The 23,396-nt window shown below is 61.8% G+C and carries 21 protein-coding genes; 18 read left to right on the top strand and 3 right to left on the bottom strand.

Annotated features, from left to right (window positions below; translation table 11 throughout):
* Genes cobN through cobJ form a run of 5 tightly spaced genes read left to right on the top strand, consistent with a single transcriptional unit; the run spans nucleotide 1 to nucleotide 6,527 of the window.
* A complete protein-coding gene (gene cobN / locus ACR0E2_RS00310; protein WP_480444646.1) occupies nucleotides 1–3,294 on the top strand; it encodes a cobaltochelatase subunit CobN in 3,294 nt (1,097 codons plus the stop codon).
* Nucleotides 3,291–4,412 carry a cobalamin biosynthesis protein CobG gene (locus ACR0E2_RS00305; protein WP_480444644.1) on the top strand — a complete coding sequence of 374 codons (1,122 nt, stop codon included), beginning with the start codon at nucleotides 3,291–3,293 and terminating at the stop codon, nucleotides 4,410–4,412. The genes cobN and ACR0E2_RS00305 overlap by 4 nt, the downstream gene beginning before the upstream one ends.
* Complete coding sequence (locus ACR0E2_RS00300) at nucleotides 4,412–5,041, top strand: precorrin-8X methylmutase (RefSeq protein ID WP_152457460.1); 630 nt, start codon at nucleotides 4,412–4,414, stop codon at nucleotides 5,039–5,041. The genes ACR0E2_RS00305 and ACR0E2_RS00300 overlap by 1 nt, the downstream gene beginning before the upstream one ends.
* Nucleotides 5,038–5,766: a precorrin-2 C(20)-methyltransferase gene (locus tag ACR0E2_RS00295; RefSeq protein ID WP_480444643.1), complete on the top strand. Its 729-nt coding sequence runs from the start codon at nucleotides 5,038–5,040 to the stop codon at nucleotides 5,764–5,766. The genes ACR0E2_RS00300 and ACR0E2_RS00295 overlap by 4 nt, the downstream gene beginning before the upstream one ends.
* Nucleotides 5,763–6,527, top strand: coding sequence for a precorrin-3B C(17)-methyltransferase (gene cobJ / locus ACR0E2_RS00290; protein WP_480444641.1), 765 nt, complete (start codon nucleotides 5,763–5,765; stop codon nucleotides 6,525–6,527). The genes ACR0E2_RS00295 and cobJ overlap by 4 nt, the downstream gene beginning before the upstream one ends.
* On the opposite strand, the gene ACR0E2_RS00285 is transcribed toward cobJ, so the two are convergent.
* Complete coding sequence (locus ACR0E2_RS00285; RefSeq protein WP_480444639.1) at nucleotides 6,518–7,249, bottom strand: cobalt-precorrin-6A reductase; 732 nt, start codon at nucleotides 7,247–7,249, stop codon at nucleotides 6,518–6,520. The genes cobJ and ACR0E2_RS00285 overlap by 10 nt on opposite strands.
* Between ACR0E2_RS00285 and cbiE the strand changes: the two genes are divergently transcribed.
* The 13 genes from cbiE (at nucleotide 7,248) to mdoH (ending at nucleotide 21,958) form a co-directional block, all read left to right on the top strand.
* Entirely contained in the window at nucleotides 7,248–8,447 is a 1,200-nt protein-coding gene (cbiE, locus tag ACR0E2_RS00280) for a precorrin-6y C5,15-methyltransferase (decarboxylating) subunit CbiE (RefSeq protein ID WP_171231967.1), read from the top strand. The two genes, ACR0E2_RS00285 and cbiE, sit on opposite strands and share 2 nt — an antisense overlap.
* The gene (locus tag ACR0E2_RS00275) at nucleotides 8,444–8,824 is read left to right on the top strand and encodes a cobalamin biosynthesis protein (protein WP_171228873.1); all 381 of its coding nucleotides are present in this window, start codon (nucleotides 8,444–8,446) and stop codon (nucleotides 8,822–8,824) included. The genes cbiE and ACR0E2_RS00275 overlap by 4 nt, the downstream gene beginning before the upstream one ends.
* Nucleotides 8,821–9,615, top strand: a complete 795-nt coding sequence (cobM, locus tag ACR0E2_RS00270; RefSeq protein WP_480444638.1) for a precorrin-4 C(11)-methyltransferase — start codon at nucleotides 8,821–8,823, stop codon at nucleotides 9,613–9,615. Before ACR0E2_RS00275 ends, cobM begins: the two co-directional genes overlap by 4 nt.
* Nucleotides 9,602–10,924 carry a cobyrinic acid a,c-diamide synthase CobB gene (locus tag ACR0E2_RS00265; RefSeq protein WP_480444636.1) on the top strand — a complete coding sequence of 441 codons (1,323 nt, stop codon included), beginning with the start codon at nucleotides 9,602–9,604 and terminating at the stop codon, nucleotides 10,922–10,924. The genes cobM and ACR0E2_RS00265 overlap by 14 nt, the downstream gene beginning before the upstream one ends.
* Nucleotides 10,921–11,649, top strand: a complete 729-nt coding sequence (gene cobA, locus ACR0E2_RS00260; protein ID WP_480444634.1) for a uroporphyrinogen-III C-methyltransferase — start codon at nucleotides 10,921–10,923, stop codon at nucleotides 11,647–11,649. Before ACR0E2_RS00265 ends, cobA begins: the two co-directional genes overlap by 4 nt.
* Entirely contained in the window at nucleotides 11,642–12,412 is a 771-nt protein-coding gene (gene cobF, locus ACR0E2_RS00255) for a precorrin-6A synthase (deacetylating) (protein ID WP_480444633.1), read from the top strand. The genes cobA and cobF overlap by 8 nt, the downstream gene beginning before the upstream one ends.
* A gap of 58 nt (nucleotides 12,413–12,470) precedes the next feature.
* A complete protein-coding gene (locus ACR0E2_RS00250; RefSeq protein WP_480444631.1) occupies nucleotides 12,471–12,929 on the top strand; it encodes a DUF302 domain-containing protein in 459 nt (152 codons plus the stop codon).
* Nucleotides 12,930–13,007: 78 nt separating this feature from the next.
* Complete coding sequence (locus tag ACR0E2_RS00245; protein WP_480444630.1) at nucleotides 13,008–14,627, top strand: thiamine pyrophosphate-binding protein; 1,620 nt, start codon at nucleotides 13,008–13,010, stop codon at nucleotides 14,625–14,627.
* Nucleotides 14,614–15,798: a CaiB/BaiF CoA transferase family protein gene (locus tag ACR0E2_RS00240; protein ID WP_480444628.1), complete on the top strand. Its 1,185-nt coding sequence runs from the start codon at nucleotides 14,614–14,616 to the stop codon at nucleotides 15,796–15,798. The genes ACR0E2_RS00245 and ACR0E2_RS00240 overlap by 14 nt, the downstream gene beginning before the upstream one ends.
* Nucleotides 15,799–15,977: 179 nt before the next feature.
* A complete protein-coding gene (locus ACR0E2_RS00235) occupies nucleotides 15,978–17,348 on the top strand; it encodes a tetratricopeptide repeat protein (protein WP_480444626.1) in 1,371 nt (456 codons plus the stop codon).
* A 28-nt stretch (nucleotides 17,349–17,376) separates the two neighbouring features.
* Entirely contained in the window at nucleotides 17,377–18,594 is a 1,218-nt protein-coding gene (locus ACR0E2_RS00230; RefSeq protein ID WP_480444624.1) for an OpgC family protein, read from the top strand.
* Complete coding sequence (locus ACR0E2_RS00225; RefSeq protein WP_480444622.1) at nucleotides 18,591–20,090, top strand: OpgD/OpgG family glucan biosynthesis protein; 1,500 nt, start codon at nucleotides 18,591–18,593, stop codon at nucleotides 20,088–20,090. The genes ACR0E2_RS00230 and ACR0E2_RS00225 overlap by 4 nt, the downstream gene beginning before the upstream one ends.
* Entirely contained in the window at nucleotides 20,087–21,958 is a 1,872-nt protein-coding gene (mdoH, locus tag ACR0E2_RS00220) for a glucans biosynthesis glucosyltransferase MdoH (protein WP_480444620.1), read from the top strand. Before ACR0E2_RS00225 ends, mdoH begins: the two co-directional genes overlap by 4 nt.
* Here mdoH and ACR0E2_RS00215 read toward each other — a convergent pair whose 3' ends face one another.
* Nucleotides 21,959–22,783: a CE1 family esterase gene (locus ACR0E2_RS00215; RefSeq protein WP_480444617.1), complete on the bottom strand. Its 825-nt coding sequence runs from the start codon at nucleotides 22,781–22,783 to the stop codon at nucleotides 21,959–21,961.
* Nucleotides 22,780–23,220, bottom strand: a complete 441-nt coding sequence (locus ACR0E2_RS00210; RefSeq protein WP_480446164.1) for a rhodanese-like domain-containing protein — start codon at nucleotides 23,218–23,220, stop codon at nucleotides 22,780–22,782. The genes ACR0E2_RS00215 and ACR0E2_RS00210 overlap by 4 nt, the downstream gene beginning before the upstream one ends.
* Between the last annotated feature and the right edge of the window lie 176 nt (nucleotides 23,221–23,396).

The raw sequence follows: 23,396 nt of genomic DNA, 5'->3' as shown, positions 1-23,396 counted from the left end.
ATGCACGTCGTCTTCCGCGAAAGCCACGGGCTCGAGGAAACCGAGACCCCAACCGATCTGGGCCAGAGTCCGGCGGAACTGGTGGTGCTGTCCTTTTCGGACAGCGATCTGGGTGCTTTCGCGGCGGGCTGGCATCGTGGTGGCGGACCGGAAGGGCGAATGCCGACCCTGCGGCTGGCGAATTTGACGGCGCTGAAACACCCGTTGTCGGTCGATACCTATGTCGAACAGACGCTTCAAGGCGCCAAGGGCATTCTGATCCGGCTGATCGGCGGCGTCCCCTACTGGGCTTATGGGTTGCAGCAGGTTCTGGCGCTGGCGCAGGCCAAGGGCATCGCGCTGGCGGTGCTGCCCGCTGACGGGCGCGAGGACACGCGGCTGGATGACTATTCCACCCTGCCGGTCTCGACCCTGCGGCGTCTGGCGCATCTGTGCGATACCGGCGGCGAGGTCGCGGCACAGGCGGCGCTGGCGCAGATGGCTTTGGCGGCGGGGCTTTATGCCGGTCCGGTGATGGGCGCCAAGACCTTGCCCGAATGTGGCGCGTGGTGTCCGGATCGCGGCGTAATCCCGGTGGAAACCGCGTTCGAAGGTAACGCCAAACGCATCCTCGTCACTTTTTACCGCGCTTACCTGACCTCGGCAGACACCGCCCCGATCGCCGCCCTGATCCGCAGCCTGCGCGCCCGTGGATACGCGGCGGTGGGCCTGTTTGCCCCGTCTCTCAAGGCGCCCGTGGCCGCCGGCTGGTTGCGGGAACAGGTTGTTGCGCTGAACCCATCGGCCATTGTCAACGCCACCTCGTTTTCGGGAAAAGGCGCGTCGGGAACGTCGCCTCTGGACGCGGCAGGCGTGCCGGTGTTTCAGGTCGCTCTCGCCACCTCGCGCCGCAAAGCCTGGGCCGAGGCGGAACGCGGTTTGTCCCCCGCCGATCTTGCCATGCATGTGGTACTGCCCGAGGTGGATGGACGGATCTCAGCAGGAATCGCGTCTTTTAAGGAACCCGGAAAACGCGATCCGCATCTGGAATACGCGCGCTTTGCACATCGGCCCGAACCGGACCGGATCGAAGCGATCATCGACCGGGTATCGGGCTGGCTTGCACTGAACGACAAACCCAAGGCAGATCAGATTCCTGCGTTGGTCCTGTCCACCTATCCCGGCAAAGACTGGCAGATGGCCCATGCGGTTGGCCTCGACGCGCTGGCCTCGGCCGAGGCGATGCTGTCCGATCTTGACGAAGAAGGCTATGACATCGCGACTGGCGCGCCGATTGCCGACACTCTTCTGGACGCACGGATTTCATGGTCGCTTGGGGATTATCAGCATGCGCTTGCGGAATTGCCCGAGACTCTGCGCGCTGATCTGCACACCGTTTGGGGCGCACCCGAAGATGATCCGGCCTGTGCCGATGGGGCCTTCCATTTCACCGCGCTTTGGCGCGGCAAGGCGCTGGTCGCGCTGCAACCTGAACGCGGCACGCCCGAGCTGCGGGATGACGACTATCATGACCTCTCGCGCACCCCGCGCCACGGTTATGTCGCCTTCTATCTGTGGCTGCGCAAAGGCTTGGGTGCGGATGCGCTGATCCATATCGGCGCGCATGGAACGCTGGAATGGTTGCCCGGAAAATCGGTCGCCTTGTCTGCCGATTGTTGGCCCGAGGCGCTGATCGGCGATCTGCCGGTGATCTACCCGTTCATCGTGAACGACCCGGGCGAGGCCGCGCAGGCCAAGCGCCGGATCGGAGCCGTCACGCTGGGCCACATCCCGCCCCCGATGAAGGACAGCGGTACGCCCGATCGGATGGTGCGGCTTGAATCGCTGCTGGATGAGTTTTCCAACGCCGACGGGCTTGACCCCAAACGCCGCGACCGCTTGCAGGAAGATATCCGTGATGAGGCGCAGGCGATAGGGCTGGAAAGCGATCTCGGCCTCGATCAGGCAACCTGCACCGCCGAAGCCATCACCCGCATCGACCGCTTTGTCTGTGACATCAAGGAAAGCCAGTTTGGCGACGGGCTGCACATCTTCGGGCGCGTGCCCGAAGTGACGGGCGGTTTCGATCCGGCCCCTTCGGCCCACGCCGAACGCGACGCGCTGATCAAAGCGCTCGAAGGCAAGCGGATTGATGCCGGGCCTTCGGGGTCCCCCTATCGTGGCCGGTCAGATGTTCTGCCCACCGGGCGGAACCTTTACACCACCGATCCGCGGTCGGTTCCGACCCGTGCGGCCTATGCTCAGGGTGTGAAACTGGCCGAAGAACTGGTGCGGCGCCATCTTCAGGAAGAAGGCGATTACCCGAAGGGGCTGATTGTCGATCTGTGGGGGTCAGCCACCATGCGCACGGCGGGCGAGGAATTCGCCATGGCCCTGCACCTGCTGGGCGTCAAACCCGTGTGGGACAAAGGGTCCGAGAGGGTTTCCGGCATCGAGGTTCTGCCGATTACCGACCTGAGCCGCCCGCGCCTGGACGTGACCCTGCGGGTCTCGGGCCTGTTCCGGGATGTTTTCCCGACGCTGTCCGCTTTGTTTGGCCAAGCGGTTCGCGCATTGGCCGCGCGTGATGAGGCAACGGACTGGAACCCCTATGCCGGGCAGGCGCCGGCAGCGCGGGTCTATGGACCTGCGCCGGGAAGCTATGGCGTCAATATGACCGAACTCTCCGAAGTGTATACCGACGAGGCCCGTGCGCAGGCCGGTGAAGCGTGGCTTGAGGCCAGTTCTTTTGCATTGGAAGGCGAACACATCTCGCAGGACAAGGACGGCATCACCCAACGCGTTGCAAATGCGGACAGCTTTGTCCACTTGCAGGACCTGACCGAAACCGATCTTCTTCTGGCCAACGATTATGCCACGCACGAGGCGGGCTTTGCCGCCGCCAAGAAGATCGCCGGCGGAACCGCGCAGCTGTACCATCTGGACAACACCAACCCCGAAAACCCGCGTGCCCGCACTTTGCGTGAAGAAATCAGCCGAGTCGTCCACGCCCGTGCCGCCAACCCCGGCTGGATCGCCGGAATGCAGCGCCATGGTTTCCGGGGGGCGGCTGAAATCGCGGCAACGCTGGATCATATGGCCTCTTTCGCGCATCTGTCCGGCACGGTCGCACCGCATCTTTTTGACCTTTACCACGATGCCACGCTGGGCAACGAAGAGGTCGACGCGTTCCTGCAAGAGGCCAATCCCAAGGCGCGCCAGGCCATGCAGGACCGGTTCCGCGCGCTGCTTGAGGCCGGGCTTTGGAACACGCGCCGGAACTCTATCCGGGCTGATCTGGAGGGATTGAGATGAGTGCACCGATCGTTCAGGGCTGGTGCCCGGGCGCCCATCGTCCGATGATGTCTGGTGACGGTCTGGTCGTCAGGGTCAGGCCCCGGCTGGCGCGTCTGGACGCCGATCAGGCACTGGGACTGTGCGATCTGGCGGACCGCTTTGGCAACGGCTCGATCGATTTGACCAATCGCGCCAATCTGCAATTGCGGGGCGTGGAAGAGGAAGACCATCGGCCTCTGCTCAAAGAGCTTGCCGCGCTGAACCTGCTGGATGCGGAACCCAGTATCGAAATACGCCGCAATATTCTGGTTACACCGCTCTATCAGGCGGGCGATTTGACCGCTCGGCTGACCCATGAATTGATTGACCGGCTTGCGGAGCTGCCGGCCCTGCCGGCAAAGTTCGGCTTTGCAATCGACACCGGCCGCGAACGTCTGCTGGCGTCGGATTCGGCTGATATTCGTCTGGAAACCGGAGCAGGCGGCCTGATCCTGCGCGCCGATGGCTGCGAAACCGGGCGGAGCGTGACCGAGACCGACGCCATTGACCACGTGATCGCGCTGGCGATGTGGTTTGCCGAAACCTACACGCCCGAAACACGCCGCATGGCGCGTGTCATCGACGCCCTGCCGCAGGAATGGCAAGGAAGTGCGCCCGGTTCTGTTGGCGCAAAGCTTCAACCGGGCCGCTGCGAACTGGGTGCCCTGTACGGCGCGGCTTTTGGGTCGCTGCCTGCGCGCAAGCTGTATGACCTGATCGAGGACAGCGGTGCTTGCGCCCTGCGCGTCACCCCGTGGCGGCTGATCCTGCTGGAAGGCGGGGCGGCGATACCTGCCCCGGCCTTTGTCGACGATGGAACCGATCCGTTGATGACCACCGACGCCTGCCCCGGCGCGCCGTTCTGCCCGCAGGCGCAGGCCGAGACGCGCGACATCGCCCGGGCGTTGGCTTCGCGGGTGTCCGGACGCCTCCATGTTTCGGGCTGTAGCAAGGGATGCGCTCGCATGGGTCCTGCCGACATCACATTGGTGGGCGCAAACGGACGATTTGATCTTGTCAAACAGGGCCGCGCAGGGGATGAGCCCAGCCAACGCGGGCTCGACCCGGAAACACTCATGACTATGGACTTCACCTGATGCCCTATACATACGAAACCGATGGCGCGGCGATCTATAAGGAAAGCTTTGCCACCATCCGGTCCGAGGCTGATCTGGCCCGTTTTGATGCCGATGAAGAGCAGGTTGCCGTTCGCATGATCCACGCCGCGGGCATGGTCGGGCTGGAAGAGTTCGTGCATTTCTCGCCCGGCTTCGTGCAGACGGCCCGCACTGCTTTGGAAAATGGCGCACCGATCCTGTGTGATGCGCGCATGGTCAGCGAAGGTGTCACCCGTTTCCGCCTGCCCGCCGACAACCAGGTGATCTGTACCCTGCATGATGAACGCGTACGCCCGCTGGCTGCCGAGATGAGCAACACCCGTTCCGCCGCTGCGCTGGAGCTGTGGCGGCCGCATCTAGAGGGCGCGCTGGTCGCCATAGGCAATGCGCCCACCGCACTGTTCCATTTGCTGAACATGCTGGAAGACCCGGATTGCCCGCGCCCTGCCGCGATCATCGGCTGCCCGGTTGGCTTCGTCGGCGCGGTGGAATCCAAGGATGCGCTGTGGCAGGCGCAACCGGTGCCGTCCTGCATCGTCAAAGGTCGTCTGGGCGGCAGCGCCATCACGGTGGCGGCCATCAACGCCATCGCAAGCCGGGCAGAATGAAGATGGGCACCATATACGGTGTGGGCCTTGGCCCCGGCGATCCGGATTTGATGAGCGTCCGGGCTGATCGCCTCCTGCGCAATGCAAAGCATGTGGCTTATTTCCGCAAACCCGGTCGCAGTGGTCAGGCGCGCAAGATCGTTAACGGGATGATCCCCGAAGGCGCGGTCGAGTTTCCCATGGAGTATCCCGTAACTACCGAGATCCCGGTGACAGACCCGCGTTACAACGAATTGCTGGCAGCATTCTACGAAGACTGCACAAGGCATCTCAAGGCCCTGTCAGAAGGGGGTGAGGACGTGGTTGTTCTGTGCGAGGGCGATCCCTTCTTCTATGGCTCGTTCATGCACCTTTACAGCCGACTGCGCCAAGACGCGCCGGTTGAAGTTGTACCCGCCATTACCGGCATGTCCGGAGCCTGGACCGCGACCGGAGACCCGATCACCTGGGGTGATGACGTGCTGACCGTGCTGGTTGGCACCCTGCCCGAAGACACGCTGGCGGAACGCATGGCTCTGACCGATGCATTGGTCGTGATGAAAATCGGACGCAACATCGACAAGGTGAAGCGCGCTCTGAAGACCGCTGGCCTGTATGACCGGGCGTGGATCGTGGAATATGCGCAGATGCCGAACCAGACGGTGACAAAGCTGTCCGAAGCCTGCGAGAAGATCACTCCGTATTTCTCGATCATCGTCGTGCACGGTCAGGGACGGCGACCATGAGCGGCTGGGTCAAGATTGCCGGTCTGGGGCCGGGTGACGAGGCGCTTGTTACACCAGAAGTAACAGTCGCGCTGGCCGAAGCCACCGATGTTGTGGGCTATATCCCATATGTGGCGCGTATTGCCGAGCGCCCCGGCCTTACACTGCATGCCAGTGACAACCGGGTCGAAATCGACCGCTCGCAACATGCACTGCAAATGGCTGCCGATGGCAAACGGGTGGTCGTTGTATCCTCGGGCGATCCCGGCGTGTTTGCCATGGCGGCGGCCGTTTTCGAAGCGCTGGAAAACGGCCCTGCGGAATGGCGTGGCCTTCAGATCGATGTGCTGCCGGGGATCACGGCGATGTTGGCTGCATCCGCTCGCGCGGGCGCCCCGATGGGGCATGATTTCTGCGCCATCAACCTCAGCGACAACCTCAAACCATGGTCATTGATCGAAAAACGCCTGCGCCTTGCTGCACAGGCGGATTTCTCGATGGCCTTTTACAATCCGCGCTCGAAGTCCCGCCCGGAAGGCTTTGTAAAAACGCTGGAAATCCTGCGTGAAGAATGTGAGCCCGAACGTCTGATCCTGTTCGCCCGCGCCGTATCGCGGGCCGATGAAGAGATGCGCATTTCGACACTGGCCGAAGCCACGCCCGACATGGCGGATATGCAGACTGTGGTGATCGTGGGGTCATCCCGAACGCGCGTCATCGAGCGCTATGGCGCACCCATCGTTTACACCCCTCGCTTCACCCCTGATGAGGATCAGGGATGAGACAGCCAGTCCAGAACCTGTGCGACCTGCGAAAACTCGGTCCGCTTCGGCAGAACCGGGCGGTCGATCATCAGCACGGGAAGGCCCAGCGCCCGCGCCGCGTCCAGCTTGGCGCGAGCGCCCGTGCCGCCAGCGTTCTTGGACACGACCAGCTGCGTCCCATGGCGCTGCATCAAAGCCCGGTCGTCGGCTTCGGTAAACGGCCCTCGGGCGACGACCACCGCTGCATTCGGCAAGGGCAAAGTGTCGGGCTCATCCACAAGGCGCAGCAGATAACTGTGTTGAGGTCGGGTCGAAAAATCTTCAAGATGCATGCGGCCAACGGCAAGGAAGACACGCTGAGCATCGCCGGACAATGCGTCCACGGCGGCAGCCATGTCGGGCACGTGACGCCAGACATCGCCGGGCTGCGACACCCAGGACGCGCGAGTCAACGCGGCCAATGGCGTCCGCGTCGCGGCGCATGCCTCGGTCGCGTTCCGGCTCATCCGGGCCGCAAATGGATGGGTCGCGTCCACGACATGGGTGATGGCGTTCTCATGGATATAGGCGGCCAGACCTTCCGGACCGCCGAAACCGCCAACCCTTACCGGCAAGGGCTGCGGACGCGGGTTTTCCACCCGTCCAGCGTAGGAATACACAGCCGCAATCCCTTGTTGCGAAACAGCTTTGGCCAGCGCGTTGGCCTCGGTCGTGCCGCCAAGGATCAGGAGGGTTGTCATGTCTGAATCTCCGTGGCTGACCGTTCTGGGACTGGGCGAAGATGGGTTTGATGGCCTGTCGCCAACCAGCCGTCAAGTGCTGGACCGGGCCGAAGTGATCATGGGGCCGCCGCGCCACCTGTCATTGCTGCCCGAAACAGGGGCGGAACGTGTCGAATGGCCTGTGCCGTTCTCGGAAGGGCTGCCGATCCTGAAGGGATTGCGTGGCCGGCAGACGGTTGTTCTGGCCTCGGGCGATCCGTTCTGGTTTGGCGCGGGTTCGGTCATTGCGCGCAATTTCGATGCCGGTGAATGGACCGCCCTGCCCGGCCAATCCACCTTCTCGCTGGCCGCTGCCCGGCTCGGCTGGCCTTTGGAAAGCACCCTGACCTTCGGCCTGCACGCCGCGCCGCTGACCCGTTTGCGTCCTCATCTGGCGCCGGGAGCGCACGCGATCTTGTTGCTGCGTGACGGAAAGTCCGTGGCGGAACTGGCACGGTATCTGACCGAGACAGGCTTTGCCGACTCGGCCCTGCATGTGATGCAGGCGCTTGGCGGTCCGCGCGAAAACACCAGAACAGTCACGCTGACCGAGGCGCTGTTGGGCACGTTCGACCATCCGGTTTGCGTCGGTCTGGAGGTTTCCGGTGCAGGACCTGCCCTTTCCAAGGCGTCTGGCAAACCGGACCACATCTTCGAGACGGACGGTCAGATCACCAAACGCCCGATCCGCGCGCTGACACTCTCGGCGCTTGCTCCGCAACGGGGCGAACACTTGTGGGATATCGGAGGGGGCACCGGTTCGATCAGCATCGAATGGCTGATGTGCGATGCGACCCTGACCGCGACCAGCATTGAACCCCGTGCTGACAGGGCTGAGCGCATTCGTCGGAATGCCGATGCATTGGGTCAGGATCGGCTGAATGTCATCCATGGCACCGCGCCCGCTGCACTGGATGGGTTGGAACTGCCCGACGTGGTGTTCATCGGAGGGGGGCTTGATCCAGACCTGCTGCACTGGCTGCACCAGAACCTGCCGTCCGGAACCCGCCTGGTTGCCAATGCCGTGACTTTGGAAAGCGAGGCCACATTGGCCCAGTGGCATGAGAAACTGGGCGGAGAGCTTCTGCGGATCGAACTCGCTCAGTCGGCGCCGCTTGGACCGCGCCGCGGCTGGAAATCCGCCTATCCGGTCGTGCAGTGGAGCGTGACGCTATGATCGTTGCCGGTTTGGGATTCTCGTCCGCTGCCACGGTTGCCAGCTTGCGCGCCGCATTTGACACGGCGGCCGCAAACCACGATGTCGCCGCCCTGGCAACCGTTGCCGACAAGGAAGGTCATTCGGTCCTGACGACCTTTGCCGAAGAACTGTCGCTTCCCCTGCATTTCGTTGCCGCCGCCGATCTGGCCGGTCAACGTACACTCACCTGCTCGAACCGCAGCCGCGCAACCTATGGCACCGGAAGCGTGGCCGAAGCATCCGCATTGGCCGCCGCCGGAAAGCTTTTTGGCCCGGGCGCGCGGCTGCTTTCACCCAGACAGATTTCAGACGACCGGCTGGCGACCTGCGCCATAGCCATCGGAGGACAGACATGACCGTTCATTTCATCGGCGCCGGACCGGGCGCCGCCGACCTGTTGACGCTGCGCGGGCGCGACATCATCGCATCCTGCCCCGTTTGCCTTTATGCGGGTTCCCTGGTTCCGGAAGAAATTCTTGGCCACTGCCCCGAAGGCGCAAGGATCGTGAACACCGCGCCGATGGATCTGGATCAGATCATGGCCGAGATCGAGGCCGCACATCAGGCCGGCCAGGATGTGGCCCGTCTGCATTCGGGCGACCTGTCGGTCTGGTCGGCGATGGGGGAACAGATCCGCCGCCTCAAGGAAATGGGCATCCCGGTCAGCGTGACCCCTGGCGTTCCGTCCTTTGCGGCGGCTGCGGCGGCTTTGGGAACCGAGCTTACTTTGCCCGGGCTGGCGCAATCCGTGGTTCTGACCCGGACACCAGGCCGTGCATCTTCCATGCCCGAAGGCGAGACGTTGGAGAATTTCGCACGTACAGGGGCGACACTTGCCATTCATCTGTCCATCGGCAATCTGGACAATGTCATTGCCGATCTGACCCCGGCCTATGGGGCCGACTGTCCGGTCGCCGTGGTCTATCGCGCGAGCTGGCCGGATGAAAGGATCATCCGCGCCACGCTGGGAACGCTCAAAGACGCGCTGGATGACAGCATCTCGCGGACTGCGTTGATCATGGTCGGCCCGGCACTGGCGGGCGAAGGTTTCGAGGAAAGCTGCCTGTATTCGAAAGATTACGACCGCCGCTATCGCCCGCAAAGCGCCGAGAGCCCCTGGTCAAGCTGGAGCCATGGTGATGATTAACCCTCCGGGCCTTCTGATTTCCGCCCCGTCTTCGGGTACGGGCAAGACAACGGTAATGCTGGGCCTGTTGCGCGCGTTGGCCGAGGATGGCCTGACCGTTCAACCGTTCAAGAGCGGACCGGACTATATCGACCCCGCCTTCCACCGAGCCGCGTCCGGGCGGGCTTCGTTCAATCTTGACAGCTGGGCGATGGGCGATCCTTTGTTGAACGCGATCTCCGCGCAGGCCGAAGGCGCCGACATCGTCGTGGCGGAAGGTTCGATGGGCCTGTTCGATGGCGTGGCCAAGCCGGGTGAGTTGGGTCATGGGTCCAGCGCCGAGACCGCTGCACGGATGGGTTGGCCGGTTGTGTTGGTGCTGGATGTCGGCGGCCAGGCGCAGTCTGCGGCGGCAACCGCGCTGGGGTTCAGGATGTACAACCCCGATCTGCCCTTTGCTGGCGTCATTCTAAACCGCTGTGCCAGCCCCCGGCACGAGCGCCTGACCCGGCTGGGGATGGAACGCGCCGGCCTGCCGGTTCTGGGTGTGCTGCCGCGCCGAGGCGATCTGACCCTACCCGAGCGGCATCTGGGGTTGATCCAGGCCGTCGAACACCCGGATCTGGAAAGCGCCATTGTGGGCTATGCCGCATTTCTGCGCGAACATGTGGATCTCGAGGCGATCAAACGGGCGGCTTCCTCAGGCCCCATTGGGCCATCGTCAGACGCGCTGCCGCGCCCTCCGGCCCAGCGGATTGCATTGGCACGGGATGCGGCTTTTTCTTTTACATATCCACATTTGCTGGAAGGCTGGCGCGCCGCCGGGGCCGAAATCCTACCCTTCTCGCCACTGGCTAATGAAGCCCCGGCGGCGGATGCCGATCTGGTCTGGCTTCCCGGCGGATATCCTGAACTGCATGCCGGGACATTGGCTGCTGCCCAAACCTTCCTCGCGGGTCTGCGCAAGCACGCGGAAACAAGGCCTGTGCATGGCGAGTGCGGTGGATACATGGCGCTGGGTCATGCGCTGATCGACAAGGATGGCGTGCGGCATGAAATGGCTGGCCTGCTGGGGCTGGTGACGTCGTACCAAAAACGCAAATTCAACCTAGGCTATCGCAAGGCCGAACTTTTGGCCCCGATGCCGGGATTTGCACAGAATGCAGCGCTGCGCGGGCATGAGTTCCACTATTCCTCGATCGTGGATCAGCCTGACCCGCCGCTGGCACGCGTGTTTGATGCGGAAGGCGCAGAGGGACCTCAGACCGGCTCCGTTCGCGGCAAAGTCACCGGTACATTCTTTCACCTGATTGCGGAGGCAACTGCATGAGCGGATTTGTCTCTTTCATCGGCTCGGGCCCCGGCGATCCGGAACTGCTGACGCTGAAGGCCGTCGACAGGATGCAAAAGGCCGATGCAATTTTGTTCGATGACCTCAGCAGCGGGCCGATTCTGAGCCACGCGTGCGAAGACGCCGACCTTGTGGGCGTGGGCAAACGGGCAGGTCGCCCCTCGCCCAAACAGGACCATGTCAGCCGGTTGCTAGTGGACTACGCCCAGACCGGCCAACATGTCGTGCGGCTGAAATCCGGCGATGGCGGCATGTTCGGGCGACTGGAAGAAGAACTTGTTGCCCTTCGTGAGGCGGGCATTGAATTCGAGATCATCCCCGGCGTACCGTCTGCGGTGGCTGCCGCTGCTGCTGCAGGCATCCCGCTGACGCGTCGTCTGACCGCACGGCGGGTGCAGTTCGTGACGGGACATGACGTCAGTGGCGCGTTGCCGGACGACCTGAACCTGACAGCCTTGGCCGATTCTCAGGCCACCACTGTCGTATTCATGGGTAAACGTACTTTCCCGCTTCTGGCAGAAGCACTGCATTCACACGGCCTGCCTTTGGATACGCCTGCTTTGATGGCTGAATCTGTTTCGACCCCGGATCAGAAGCTGACGCGCGCCACCATCGGTGCCCTGGCCGAACAGCTGAAATCCGAGATCGGCACGGCTCCGGCCTTGATCCTTTACGGGCCGCTGGCGGAGTTCGAAGATGATTGACCTGAGCCTGATTGGCATCGGCACCGGCAACCCGGATCACGTGACCTTTCAGGGGGCGCAGGCGATCCGGTCGGCCGATCTGATCCTGATCCCCCGCAAAGGCGAAAACAAGGCCGATCTGGCCGGGCTGCGTGAGGAAATCATCGATCGGGTAACCGAGACACCACCAAGGATAACCTATTTTGACATCCCCAGACGCCGGGCGGATGACGGCTATCTGCGTGGCGTGGACGAATGGCACGACGCCATTGCGCTGCGCTGGCAAGAGGCGATCGCGGCCCACCCGGAGGCGCAGAACATTGCGCTGCTGATTTGGGGCGACCCGTCCCTGTATGACAGTTCGCTGCGCATTGCGGCGCGGCTGGACCCCAAGCCCAACACCAGGGTGATCCCGGGCATCACGGCCTTGCAGGCTTTGACCGCGGCTCATGCGATCCCGATCAATGACCTGGGCGCACCCTATGTCGTGACCACCGGGCGTCGTATCCGGGAGGAAGGCTGGCCTGAAACCGCTTCGAAAGTCGCCGTCATGCTGGACGGGGAATGTTCGTTCCAGTCCCTCAGAATGGCAGAGTATGACATCTGGTGGGGGGCCTATGTGGGCATGAAAGAAGAACTGCTGATCAGCGGCCCTTTGGATCAAGTCGCGCAGCGGATCCTTGACACGCGCGCCCGCGCCCGAGCCGACCATGGCTGGATCATGGATATCTACTTGCTGAAGAAACGCGACGTGCAGCAGCGCGCGGCGAACACGGATTCGTGACTGCGCAGGACACTCAAGTCTGGCACACAGGTCAGAGCAAGATACCGGAGACGCGTTGATGAAAGCCTTCATTCCCCTGCTCTGCCTGATCGCGTTGCCTCTGTGGGCTCAGGATGCGCCCGAGGGCTGGGCCGTATACCCAACCCAGAAACCGTATGCAGAACTGGTTGACGCAACCAAAGCCGCGATCAAGGAAAACGGGCTGATCGTCGTGACTCAGGCGGGCCCGACCAAAGCGGCGGCAGCACGTGGGATATCGATTCCCGGAAATCGCGTGATCGGCGCTTTCAACAATGACTACGCCGTGCGGGTTCTGGAAACCTCGGTCCACGCGATGATCGAGGCCCCGATCCGGTTTTACGTTACCGAGAACAAAGACGGGACGGCAAACCTGTCGTATAAAACCCCCAGTTTCGTCTTTGCGCCCTACGCCTCGGAAGGCGGTCAGAACCTGATGGATATTGCCGCCGAGCTTGACTCGACGTTTCAATCGATCGCTGAACGCGCAGTCAAATAGTCACACTGGCGTGAACCGCCTTGCGTCCGGGAACGTCCTCCGCAATCTGCTTGAAACGGTTTTATCGGAGCATGACTGATGCAAGACCCCTCGCCCCGCGCTGCGGATATTCTGGCCCAACGCCTTTATGAAGCGGGGTGCCGACACGCATTCGGGATGCCGGGGGGCGAGGTCCTGACGCTGGTCGATGCGCTGGAAAAGGCTGGGATCACCTTTCATCTGACCAAGCACGAAAACTCTGCCGGGTTCATGGCCGAGGCCGTTCATCATCGCGACGGTGCACCTGCAATTCTGGTCGCCACTCTGGGTCCGGGCGCAATGAACGGGATCAATGTGGTGGCGAACGCTTTGCAGGATCGTGTGCCGATGGTCGTTCTGACCGGATGCGTCGATGCGGACGAAGCGTTGACCTATACCCATCAGGTCATGGATCACAGCCGGGTTTATCGCGCGATCACCAAAGGCACTTATACGCTGACAGCCAAAGGCGCGGATATCATTGCCGACAAGGCGGTGTCGCTGGCCATGCAGCCACGACCCGGCCCGGTTCATATCGATGTCCCGATCTCGGTTGCCGACACGCCTGTTACCGGCGTGAAACGCCGCCGGCTGGCCAAGGTCGCGCCGGTCAGCCCCGGTGGTGAATGCCTTGAGAAGGCCCGCCGCTGGGTGGCCGAGGCCGAACGCCCCATCGCCATCATCGGCCTGGATGTCCTCTATGACGACTCGCGCAGTGTCGTGCAGGCGTTCCTGGAGCATTTTGGCATTCCTTTCGTAACGACCTACAAGGCCAAAGGCGTCGTGCCCGAGGATCACGCGCTGTGTCTGGGCGGCGCGGGGCTGTCGCCGCTGGCTGACAAGCATCTTGTGCCTCTGATCGAACAATCGGATCTGGTATTGTGTCTGGGATATGACCCGATCGAAATGCGCCCCGGCTGGCGTGAGATCTGGGATCCGGAAGAAAAGCGCGTCATCGATATCTCTGCCGTGGTCAACGACCACTACATGCATCAGGCTGGATTGAACCTTGTTGCCCACACGGGCGAGACATTGGAGGCAATAGCCAAAGGCAACCCGGCCCGTGAAACATGGCCGGGCAACGAACCCGAGCAGATCAAAGCCGCGCTGGCAAAGGACTTCCCCACCGATGAAAGCTGGGGGCCCGCTGCCGTCATTGTCGAAACCCGTGCTGCCCTGCCGCCTGAAACACTGGCCACGGCCGACAGCGGCGCACACCGCATTCTGCTGAGCCAGATGTGGGCGTGCAACGAAGAACGCGGGCTGATCCAGTCCTCGGCGTTGTGCACGATGGGATGTGCCGTACCCATGGCCATTGGCCTGAAACTGGCCGAACCCGACCGCCCGGTGATCAGCTTCTCGGGGGATGCGGGGTTCCTGATGGTTGCGGGCGAGTTGTCGACAGCGGCTGAAATGGGCGGCAACCCGATTTTTCTGGTCTTCGTGGATGCCAGCCTTGCCCTGATCGAGCTGAAACAACGCCAGCGACAGATGCGCAACACGGGCGTGGATTTCGGCCATCATGATTTCGCCGCAATGGGCCGCGCCTTTGGCGGCAATGGCCATACGGTTCGTAACAGGACAGAGTTGCGCGCCGCACTGGAAGCTGCTGTAAAGGCTGAGACATTTACGGTGATTGCTGCTGAAGTTGAGCGTGGAGGCTATGATGGCCGCATCTGAAGGCCCATTGAAGGGTGTCAAGGTTCTGGACCTTAGCCGGATCCTGGCGGGCCCAACATGCACACAGCTTCTGGGCGATCTGGGCGCAAGCGTCATCAAGATCGAAAACCCGGCAACCGGGGGCGATGACACGCGGCAATGGGGCCCGCCCTACGTAAGCGATGCCGAGGGCAACCGCTCGGATCTGAGCGCCTATTTCATGTCTGCCAACCGCAACAAGAAATCCGTCGCGCTGGATATCTCCTCGGTCGAGGGTCAGGCGGAAATCAGACGCTTGGCGTCACATGCGGACATCCTGATCGAGAACTTCAAACCGGGCGGGCTGGCCAAATACGGGCTGGACTATGCCACCCTGTCGCAACAGTTTCCAAGCCTCGTGTACTGTTCGATCTCGGGCTACGGCCAAACCGGCCCGAATGCCAGCAAGCCCGGCTATGACCTGATGGCGCAGGGCTATGGCGGGATCATGTCGCTGACCGGCGACCCCGAGGGCGCGCCCATGAAAGTGGGTGTTGGCATCGCCGACGTGATGTGCGGGATGTATGCAACCGTGGGTATCCTGGCCGCGCTGCGCCACCGCGACTTGACCGGCGAGGGCCAGCAGATCGATCTGGCGCTGGTGGATTCCCAGATCGCCTGGCTGATCAATGAAGGCGTCAACTATCTGACGTCAGGCAATGTTCCGCAACGACGCGGAAACGGGCACCCCAACATCGTCCCTTATGACGTCTACGAAACCGCCGATGGGCACGTGATTCTCGCGGTTGGAAATGACGGCCAGTTCAGAAAACTCTGCAACTTCATCAATGCTCCTGAACTGGCAGACGATCCGAGATTCGCGACCAACCCGGCCCGATTGGAGCATCGTGACGCGCTGAATTCGATTCTTCGCCCCGCTGTGAAGGCGCTGGATACCCTGACCGTCATTTCCGGTCTGGAGGCTGTCAAAGTGCCCGTCGGCCCGGTGCAGACGCTGGATCAGGTGTTCAACACGGAACAAGTGGCCGCAAGACAGATGCAGATTGCCATGCAGGCCCAGCCGGGTCAGGTCAACCTGATCGGGAATCCTCTGAACCTGTCTCGGACGCCTGTAACATATCGCAGCGCCCCACCGGTCTGCGGGGCCGATACTGAGGCTGTTCTGAGCGCCGAAAACCCGTTCGAGGATTGAAATACTTGCACATTTAGGCGGCAAGTCGCTGAAACATGCCCTTGAATCGGCGGTTTTTTTCATCTTTTTCGCACACGTCATTTCACCAATTCGAGAGCAGCGTCGATACTGTTACGTCCCTCTCGCACACTCTGGTACATCGAACAGTGTCAAATATCGCAATCAGATTGGACCCAAGTATGAAACAAGACGTTTTCGGACAGATGAACACCCTGACCCAGCCGGCGGCCGTCGAAGCGTGGAATGGTGTTCTGCTTGGGTTCATGGCTCATGCCGCTGTCACGCCGCAGCACTTGGGCAAAGTGCTGGAACTCGAGCCCGACTTCGCGCTGGGTCAAGCGGTCAAAGGTCTGTTCATGGCGCTGCTTGGGCGGCGCGAGATGATGGCGGTTGCTGTCGAAGCGCTGGCTGCTGCCAACGCGGCGATGGAACGTCAACCTGCAACTGAACGCGAACGTCTCTACGTGGATGCGCTGGCCCTGTATCTGGCTGGACAGCAGGCACAGGCGGTTCAGAAATTCGAAGCGATTCTGCGTGACCATCCGCAGGACACGCTGGCGATGAAACTAAGCCATGCGACCCGCTTTGTTCTGGGCGATGCAAACGGAATGCGCCGCTCGATCGAGCGGGTGATGCCCGCATATGAGCCGGACCACCCCGGGCGCGGCTATCTGCTGGGCTGTCATTCCTTCGCGCTGGAAGAAACAGGCGCTTATGAAAAAGCCGAAATCGCGGGCCGTCAGGCGCTATGGATGGTGTCCGATGATGCCTGGGGCCTGCACGCTGTGGCCCATGTCCATGAGATGACGGGCAATGCGCAGCTGGGCCTAGACTGGCTGGCCGGGCGCGAGGCGGCCTGGGCCCACTGCAACAACTTCCGGTACCACGTGTGGTGGCACAAGGCGCTGATGCATCTGGATCTGGGTCAGGTCGATCAGGTGATCGAGCTGTATGACAATCACATCCGCAAGGACAAAACCGACGATTATCGCGACATCTCGAACGGTACTTCGCTGCTGATGCGGCTTGAACTTGAGGGCGTGAATGTCGGAAATCGCTGGGAAGAGCTGGCTGATCTGAGTGCCGCACGAACGGAAGATGGCTGTCTGATCTTTGCGGATCTGCATTATCTGCTGGCGCTTACCGGTGACAATCGCGCCGATGCCACGGCCAAGATGCTGAACCGCATGAACAAGGATGCGGCCCGCGCCGACGACGACACCACCCGCCGCATGGCAGACCCCGGTATCGCTGCGGCCATGGGCCTAGAGGCCTTTGGTGACGGCCACTATGGAACGGCGTTTGATCATCTGCTGGCGGCGCGCGATTCCATGCAACTGGCCGGTGGCAGCCACGCGCAACGTGATGTATTTGAACGCATTACCATTGATTCCGGCCTGCGCGCGGGTCGCCTGGACGCGGTGGAACGCATTCTGGATGACCGTCGCGCCAAGCGCGCCGGGGGCGAAGACAATTATGCCATCGCGCGTCGCGCCCTGATCGACGCGGCCCGCGACAGCGGTGACGTCCAAAGCGTCCCCGCCGAATAACAAGAAGACCAAGAAGGACAGAAAACGTATGGCGACCATATCGCCCGCTTCTGATTTTGTACCCGCTGCGGCCCCGGCCGCAGCCCCTGCCAGTGCGCGTGACCCGCGTCTGGATTTCTATCGCGGCATCGCGATGTTCATCATCCTGATCGCCCATATTCCCAACGATCCCTGGGCAAAGTGGATTCCTGCCCGCTTTGGGTACTCGGACGCGACCGAGATTTTTGTGTTCTGCTCGGGCATGGCCTCGGCCATCGCCTTTGGCGGGGCATTTCTGCGCAAGGGATGGTGGATGGGCACCGCCCGAGTGGCCTACCGCATCTGGCAGGTCTATTGGGCGCATATTGCCCTGTTCTTCTTTGTTGCAATGACAATGGCCGCGTTGGATCAGACCGGCGCGTTCGAGAAAACCTATGTCTCGTCGTTGAACCTTCAACATTTCTTCAATGATCCGGCCCCGCAAATGGTCGGGATTTTCACACTGACCTATGTGCCGAACTACTTCGATATCCTGCCGATGTATCTGGTCGTACTGGCGCTTATGCCGCTTTACATGGCGCTCTACCGCGTCAGTTTCTGGCTGATGGCGGCAGTTTGCGTGGCCATCTGGTTCATCGCACAAACCGGCGCGCTTGCCCTTCCCGCAGAACCCTGGTCCCAGCGCCAATGGTTCTTCAACCCCTTCGGATGGCAATTGCTGTTTTTCACCGGCTTCGCCTTCATGCGCGGTTGGATTCCGGCCCCGCCCGTGTCGAAATCCTTGATCTGGGTGGCGATTGCCTTTGTCGTTTTGTCAGCCCCGTTCGGGTCATGGAAAGTCTTCACCTGGATCAACACGGCTGCACCCGAGCTTGGCGCAGTGATCCGCAAGGGCTGGCCCCTGACCGAAGAGCTGCGTGGCAAAACCGAGTTCGGCCTTCTTCGATATGTCCACTTTCTGTCGCTGGCCTATCTGGGATGGGTTGCAGCGGGCGAGCACGGCCACCGCCTGATCGCGACGGGTCATGGTGTGGGCGCACGCATCTGGCAATTCCTGCTGGCCGTTATCACCAAGGTCGGCCAGCAATCCCTTGCCGTTTTCGTGTTTTCCATGGCCGCGGCCCGGTTGATCGGCGTCGCGCTGGATCAGGCTGGGCGGGATGTCGCCACTGTCTTTATCGCCAACATGATTGGGTTTGCGATGATCATCGGCGTTGCCTATCTGGCAGCTTGGTTCAAGTCACAACCCTGGAAGTCGAAGAAATGAATTTTACCCGTCGCGCATTCCTCGTCTCGACGACTGCTTTGGCCTTCGCTCCATCCGCCTATGCGACGGGCGGTGAGACGCCTTTTGACCGCGACTATGTGATCGAGATGGCCCGCGATCTGGCCAGCCGCCCCTATGTGGAACGCGAGATTGTACCGCAAGAATGGCAGGACCTGACCTATCAGCAATACCGTTCCATCCGGTTCCGGCTTGACCGGGCGCTGTGGTATGAAACCGAGACGCCCTTCAACGTGGATTTCTTCACCCCCGGCCTGTATTTCCCACGCACCGTCAAGGTGGAAACGGTCGAGAACGGCATGACCAAGCCGGTCGCCTTCGATCTGGATATGTTCGACAAGTCCGAAGACGTGCCGCAACTGCCAATCGATGACACGCTGGGCTTCTCGGGCCTGCGTCTGCGCACTGAAATGCACCGCCCCGGCAAGACAGATGAATTCTGCGTCTGGCAGGGGGCCAGCTATTTCCGCGCCATTGGCCTGCACGAGGTTTACGGACTGTCCGCGCGGGGTCTGGCGTTGAAAACCGGCGACCCGGATGGCGAGGAATTTCCCGAATTCATCCGTTTCTGGCTGGAACGTCCCGAACCGGGCCAACGCAACATGGTCGTGCACGCATTGTTGGACAGCCCCAGCGTGACCGGCGCCTATCGTTTCAACGTCACGGCGGGCGCGGATTGCATCATGGACGTCGAGGCAACGCTGTTCCCGCGCGAAGACCTGCCCCATGTGGGTATCGCTCCGGGAACTTCGATGTTCCTGTTCGACCAGACCAACCACAGCCGGTTCGACGATTTCCGCCCTGCTGTGCACGACAGCGACGGGTTGATGATCCGCAATGGCGCGGGCGAGGTCCTGTGGCGTCCACTGGCCAATCCGACCCGATTGCAGGTCTCATCCTTCGTCGACACAAACCCGCGCGGGTTTGGTCTGATGCAGCGCAAACGACAGTTTTCGGACTATGCCGATCTCGAGGCCAATTACCACAAGCGCCCGGGCCTGTGGGTCGAGCCCCAGGAAGACTGGGGCAAAGGCTCGGTCACGCTGGTCGAGATTCCGGCAGATCAGGAAATCTATGACAACATCGTCGCCTATTGGAGGCCCGCTGAACCCTATGCGGCAGGCAGTCAGGTTGATCTGTCCTATCGCCTGATCTGGGGTGAAGAACCCCAGCGCACACCGATGCCGCGCGTGATCAACACCGCGATGGGCGAGAACACCTTTGGCGAAGGCCGGCTGGCCGTCATCGATTTTGAAGACAGCGAGCTGTTCGAGGACCTGGGCGCAATTACGATCTTTGTGGATTCGCCACATGCGGAAACTTCAGAAGGCGTCTTGCAGCGCAACCCGGATACCGGTGGTCCACGCCTGGCGTTTTCGTTCCAGCCCGGCGAACGCAACCATGTCGAGTTGCGCGCGCAATTGTTGAAAGACAAACAGCCCGCCTCGGAAGTCTGGCTGTACCGTTGGACCACATGAGCCGCGATCTGCATATCATGCCGCCCGAGGCCCCTCTGGCGATGCCGGCGCAGAACTTCAGCGCACGGTTCCGGGATGCCGATGCGCCTTCCGGTCAGCACAAATCCTCTGCCGGTTTCTGGCGCGCGCTGGTTTTTTCGCCTGCTATGGCCGCCACTCTGGCCTTGCTGTGGGTTATGTGCGACTGGTTCGGCGCGGAAGGCATAAACGTGGTCGAAGCCATTCTTTTGGCTTTGATTTCGTTCAACTTCTTCTGGATTTCCTTCACCGTCTGCACCGTTTTGCTGGGCATGGTGTCGCTGGCGAAACAGGAACGCCCCGAGCGCCGGGCCGCGGCGCAACCCCTGCGGGTGGCCCTGCTGACCCCGGTCTACAACGAAGTCCCCTGGAACGTGCTGGGCAATGCCCGCACCATGCTGGAGGATCTTCAGGCGCGCGGCGGCAAACATCATTATGCCATGTTCATTCTGTCGGACACGCGCGATCCCGAGATTGCGGCGCAGGAACAGGCCAGCGTCGAAGCACTGCGCACCACGCTGGCACCCGGGCTCGAGCTGTATTATCGCCGCCGCGAACAGAATACCGACCGCAAGGTGGGCAATATCGCCGACTGGGTCAGCCGTTGGGGCGCGGATTGGGATGCCATGCTGGTGCTGGATGCCGACAGCCTGATGACCGGGCGCGCGATCCATCGCCTGACCGATGCACTGGCATGCGATCCGGGTGCGGGCTTGATTCAAAGCTATCCGCAGCTGATCGGCGCACAGTCGGTCTTTGCCCGGATGCAGCAATTTGCAAATGGCGTCTATGGCATCGCCTTTGCCGAAGGTCTGGCCCGTTGGTGCGGGCAAGAGGGCAACTATTGGGGCCACAACGCGATTATCCGCACCAAGGCCTTTGCCTCCAGCGCCGGCCTGCCCAAGCTGCGTTCGTTCAGCGGTCAGGACAAGCTGATCATGAGCCACGATTTCGTCGAGGCCGGCCTGCTGCGCCGCGCCGGATGGGCGGTGCGATTTCTGCCGCGTATTCGCGGGTCATATGAAGAAACACCGCCGACCCTCATCGATCACGCCATGCGGGACCGCCGCTGGTGTCAGGGCAACCTGCAACACCTGAAACTGCTGGGTTCTTCCGGATTCCGTGCCGTGTCGCGGTTTCACATGTTCCACGGCGCGGTCGGCTATCTGATGTCTCCGTTGTGGTTTGCACTATTGTTGATGTGGGCACTGATCGGTCAGGGTCAGGATGCCTCTGTCCTGCATTATTTCAGCCCCGACAATCCTCTGTTCCCGCAATGGCCCGAGATGTCGGAAACCCGTCACGTGCTGATCATTCTGGTCATGTACGCGATGTTGTTGGCCCCCAAGGTTCTGGGCGTTCTGGCCCTGCCGCTGAGCGGCGTACGCTACGCGGATTTCGGTGGCGGGCGCAAATTCCTTGCCTCTTTCCTGGCCGAGGTTCTGTTGTCGATCCTTTACGCTCCGATCCTGATGGTGCAACAGATGATCGCTGTATTCCGTACGGCTTTCGGCATTCAGCGCGGCTGGTCACCTCAGGCCCGCGACGGTGGCACCTATGGTCCGCGAACGCTGATCCTGTGCCATGCGCTTGAAACCGTCATTGGAGTCGCGCTGAGTGTCGGTATCCTGTCCGGTCTGGTGTCGATCTGGCTGGCCCCGATCGCAATCAGTCTGGCGCTGGCTATCCCGTTGTCAGCGCTCAGCGGTGTCTCGGCAGGTGCCGCGCGCAAGATGGTCGGAATGCGGGAAGACTTCAGCGAACCCGCCATTACCCGGTCGGCGCGCCGCTATCGCGATGAACTGAAGCGACTGGTCGAAGGCAAAGGCAACATGACCCCGGCCGAGTGATCAACTGCCGGGAAGCCCTTCGTACCAATCGACTATCATATCGGCCCAGCCCGCGGGAACGGTGTGCCCTCCGGGAAACAGAGCAAATTCCAGCGCGCTGCCTTCGGCACAGGTGGTCCAGCGGCGGCGCATGAAATCCCCCGTCGTGCTGAACCCTGCCGGTTTGTGATCGACACAACCGTTCGCATCCCGCCAGATTTCGAGACCCGCATGGATATCACCCTGCTGAAAGCGTCCTCCGCCCAGCAAGCGCCCTTCCAGCGGCACCACATTGTCGGTCCAGCCATGCGTGTGGAACATGCGGATCGGACCGTTGCAGGTTTCGGGGTGCGGGCGCCAGAAACCACCGGACACCGGGACATAGGCCGAAAACGTATCGGGGCTCTCGCAGGCCAGATAGTTGACCATGAAGGCTCCGGCGGAAAACCCGCCCAGCAGGACACGGTCAGCGTCGATGCCAAACCGCCGTGCCGCGTCTTGCACCGCTTCGGTAAGAAAGGCGGTTTCGTCCCGCTCACCAAAACCGGGATAGAAGTTCCAGCTTTTGGTGCCGCCCCGGTCGGGCCGTTCCAACCCCTCAGGGGCCATCACCGCATAGCCGCGCTCCAGCAGCGGTTCGACCATCCCGCGATTGCGCATCGTGCCCGACCCGCTGCCGCCATACCCATGCAGGAACACCACCATGGGCGCATTGTCCGCGTCGGGCAGCTCGATGTGATAGGCGCCCATGGGCGTCTTACAGGTATCCTCTTGTCCGGCACACCCCGCGAAAGCGGTCTGCCCGGTCACTGCCAAGGCCAACGCCAGACTGAATTCCCGGATCATCCTGCATCCTCATCATATTTGTGCACCGGCAATCCGGCCCGAACCCATCCCGGCCCTGCGGCCGAACCCAACATACCCTCGGGCACGTCGATCACATTGGTGAATCCAGCTTCGATCAGGCGGTTGCTCAGGCGTGCCGAGCGCACGCCGCGGGCGCAAATCAAGGCCACCGGGGTCGTCGGATCGCCGCCAGCCAATTCCGTCAGCGCATTGACAAAATCCTCACGCCGCATGTCCAGCGGCACGGCGCCCTCGCCTATGCCCGATGCGCGCCATTCGCGCGGCGTGCGGATATCGATCAACAGAACGTTTCCCTTCGAGGCCTGCTCATGGGCCTCGGCAACCGTTATCCGGCCGCCGCCGTGGTCTTCGGGGATCAAACGGTATTCCCTGATCGCAAACCCGCCTGCAATCGCCGCGCATGCGCCGATCAACATCCATCTTCGGGCTCGGTTCACTTTCTCGGCCAAGATTCAGCCTCCTGTTCGCTGACATGTGTTCTATCACAGATGGTCAGAAACCGGGGCGTCGAAAAACCCGGCCCACATCAAGATCACGTCATTTTCTCGAATCCTTGCAGAGTTTTTGATGGGGCCAATAGGACTCTGTAAAA

It is taken from the genome of Ruegeria sp. A4 (genome assembly GCF_056543025.1).
This window is presented reverse-complemented; position numbering and strand designations above follow the sequence as displayed.

Excerpts from the sequence above, each read along its gene's own strand:
- cobN (WP_480444646.1), top strand. The coding sequence starts at position 1 with ATGCACGTCGTCTTCCGCGAAAGCCACGGGCTCGAGGAAACCGAGACC.
- ACR0E2_RS00305 (WP_480444644.1), top strand. The coding sequence starts at position 3,291 with ATGAGTGCACCGATCGTTCAGGGCTGGTGCCCGGGCGCCCATCGTCCG.
- ACR0E2_RS00300 (WP_152457460.1), top strand. The coding sequence starts at position 4,412 with ATGCCCTATACATACGAAACCGATGGCGCGGCGATCTATAAGGAAAGC.
- ACR0E2_RS00295 (WP_480444643.1), top strand. The coding sequence starts at position 5,038 with ATGAAGATGGGCACCATATACGGTGTGGGCCTTGGCCCCGGCGATCCG.
- cobJ (WP_480444641.1), top strand. The coding sequence starts at position 5,763 with ATGAGCGGCTGGGTCAAGATTGCCGGTCTGGGGCCGGGTGACGAGGCG.
- cbiE (WP_171231967.1), top strand. The coding sequence starts at position 7,248 with ATGTCTGAATCTCCGTGGCTGACCGTTCTGGGACTGGGCGAAGATGGG.
- ACR0E2_RS00285 (WP_480444639.1), bottom strand. The coding sequence starts at position 7,249 with ATGACAACCCTCCTGATCCTTGGCGGCACGACCGAGGCCAACGCGCTG.
- ACR0E2_RS00275 (WP_171228873.1), top strand. The coding sequence starts at position 8,444 with ATGATCGTTGCCGGTTTGGGATTCTCGTCCGCTGCCACGGTTGCCAGC.
- cobM (WP_480444638.1), top strand. The coding sequence starts at position 8,821 with ATGACCGTTCATTTCATCGGCGCCGGACCGGGCGCCGCCGACCTGTTG.
- ACR0E2_RS00265 (WP_480444636.1), top strand. The coding sequence starts at position 9,602 with ATGGTGATGATTAACCCTCCGGGCCTTCTGATTTCCGCCCCGTCTTCG.
- cobA (WP_480444634.1), top strand. The coding sequence starts at position 10,921 with ATGAGCGGATTTGTCTCTTTCATCGGCTCGGGCCCCGGCGATCCGGAA.
- cobF (WP_480444633.1), top strand. The coding sequence starts at position 11,642 with ATGATTGACCTGAGCCTGATTGGCATCGGCACCGGCAACCCGGATCAC.
- ACR0E2_RS00250 (WP_480444631.1), top strand. The coding sequence starts at position 12,471 with ATGAAAGCCTTCATTCCCCTGCTCTGCCTGATCGCGTTGCCTCTGTGG.
- ACR0E2_RS00245 (WP_480444630.1), top strand. The coding sequence starts at position 13,008 with ATGCAAGACCCCTCGCCCCGCGCTGCGGATATTCTGGCCCAACGCCTT.
- ACR0E2_RS00240 (WP_480444628.1), top strand. The coding sequence starts at position 14,614 with ATGGCCGCATCTGAAGGCCCATTGAAGGGTGTCAAGGTTCTGGACCTT.
- ACR0E2_RS00235 (WP_480444626.1), top strand. The coding sequence starts at position 15,978 with ATGAAACAAGACGTTTTCGGACAGATGAACACCCTGACCCAGCCGGCG.
- ACR0E2_RS00230 (WP_480444624.1), top strand. The coding sequence starts at position 17,377 with ATGGCGACCATATCGCCCGCTTCTGATTTTGTACCCGCTGCGGCCCCG.
- ACR0E2_RS00225 (WP_480444622.1), top strand. The coding sequence starts at position 18,591 with ATGAATTTTACCCGTCGCGCATTCCTCGTCTCGACGACTGCTTTGGCC.
- mdoH (WP_480444620.1), top strand. The coding sequence starts at position 20,087 with ATGAGCCGCGATCTGCATATCATGCCGCCCGAGGCCCCTCTGGCGATG.
- ACR0E2_RS00215 (WP_480444617.1), bottom strand. The coding sequence starts at position 22,783 with ATGATCCGGGAATTCAGTCTGGCGTTGGCCTTGGCAGTGACCGGGCAG.
- ACR0E2_RS00210 (WP_480446164.1), bottom strand. The coding sequence starts at position 23,220 with ATGTTGATCGGCGCATGCGCGGCGATTGCAGGCGGGTTTGCGATCAGG.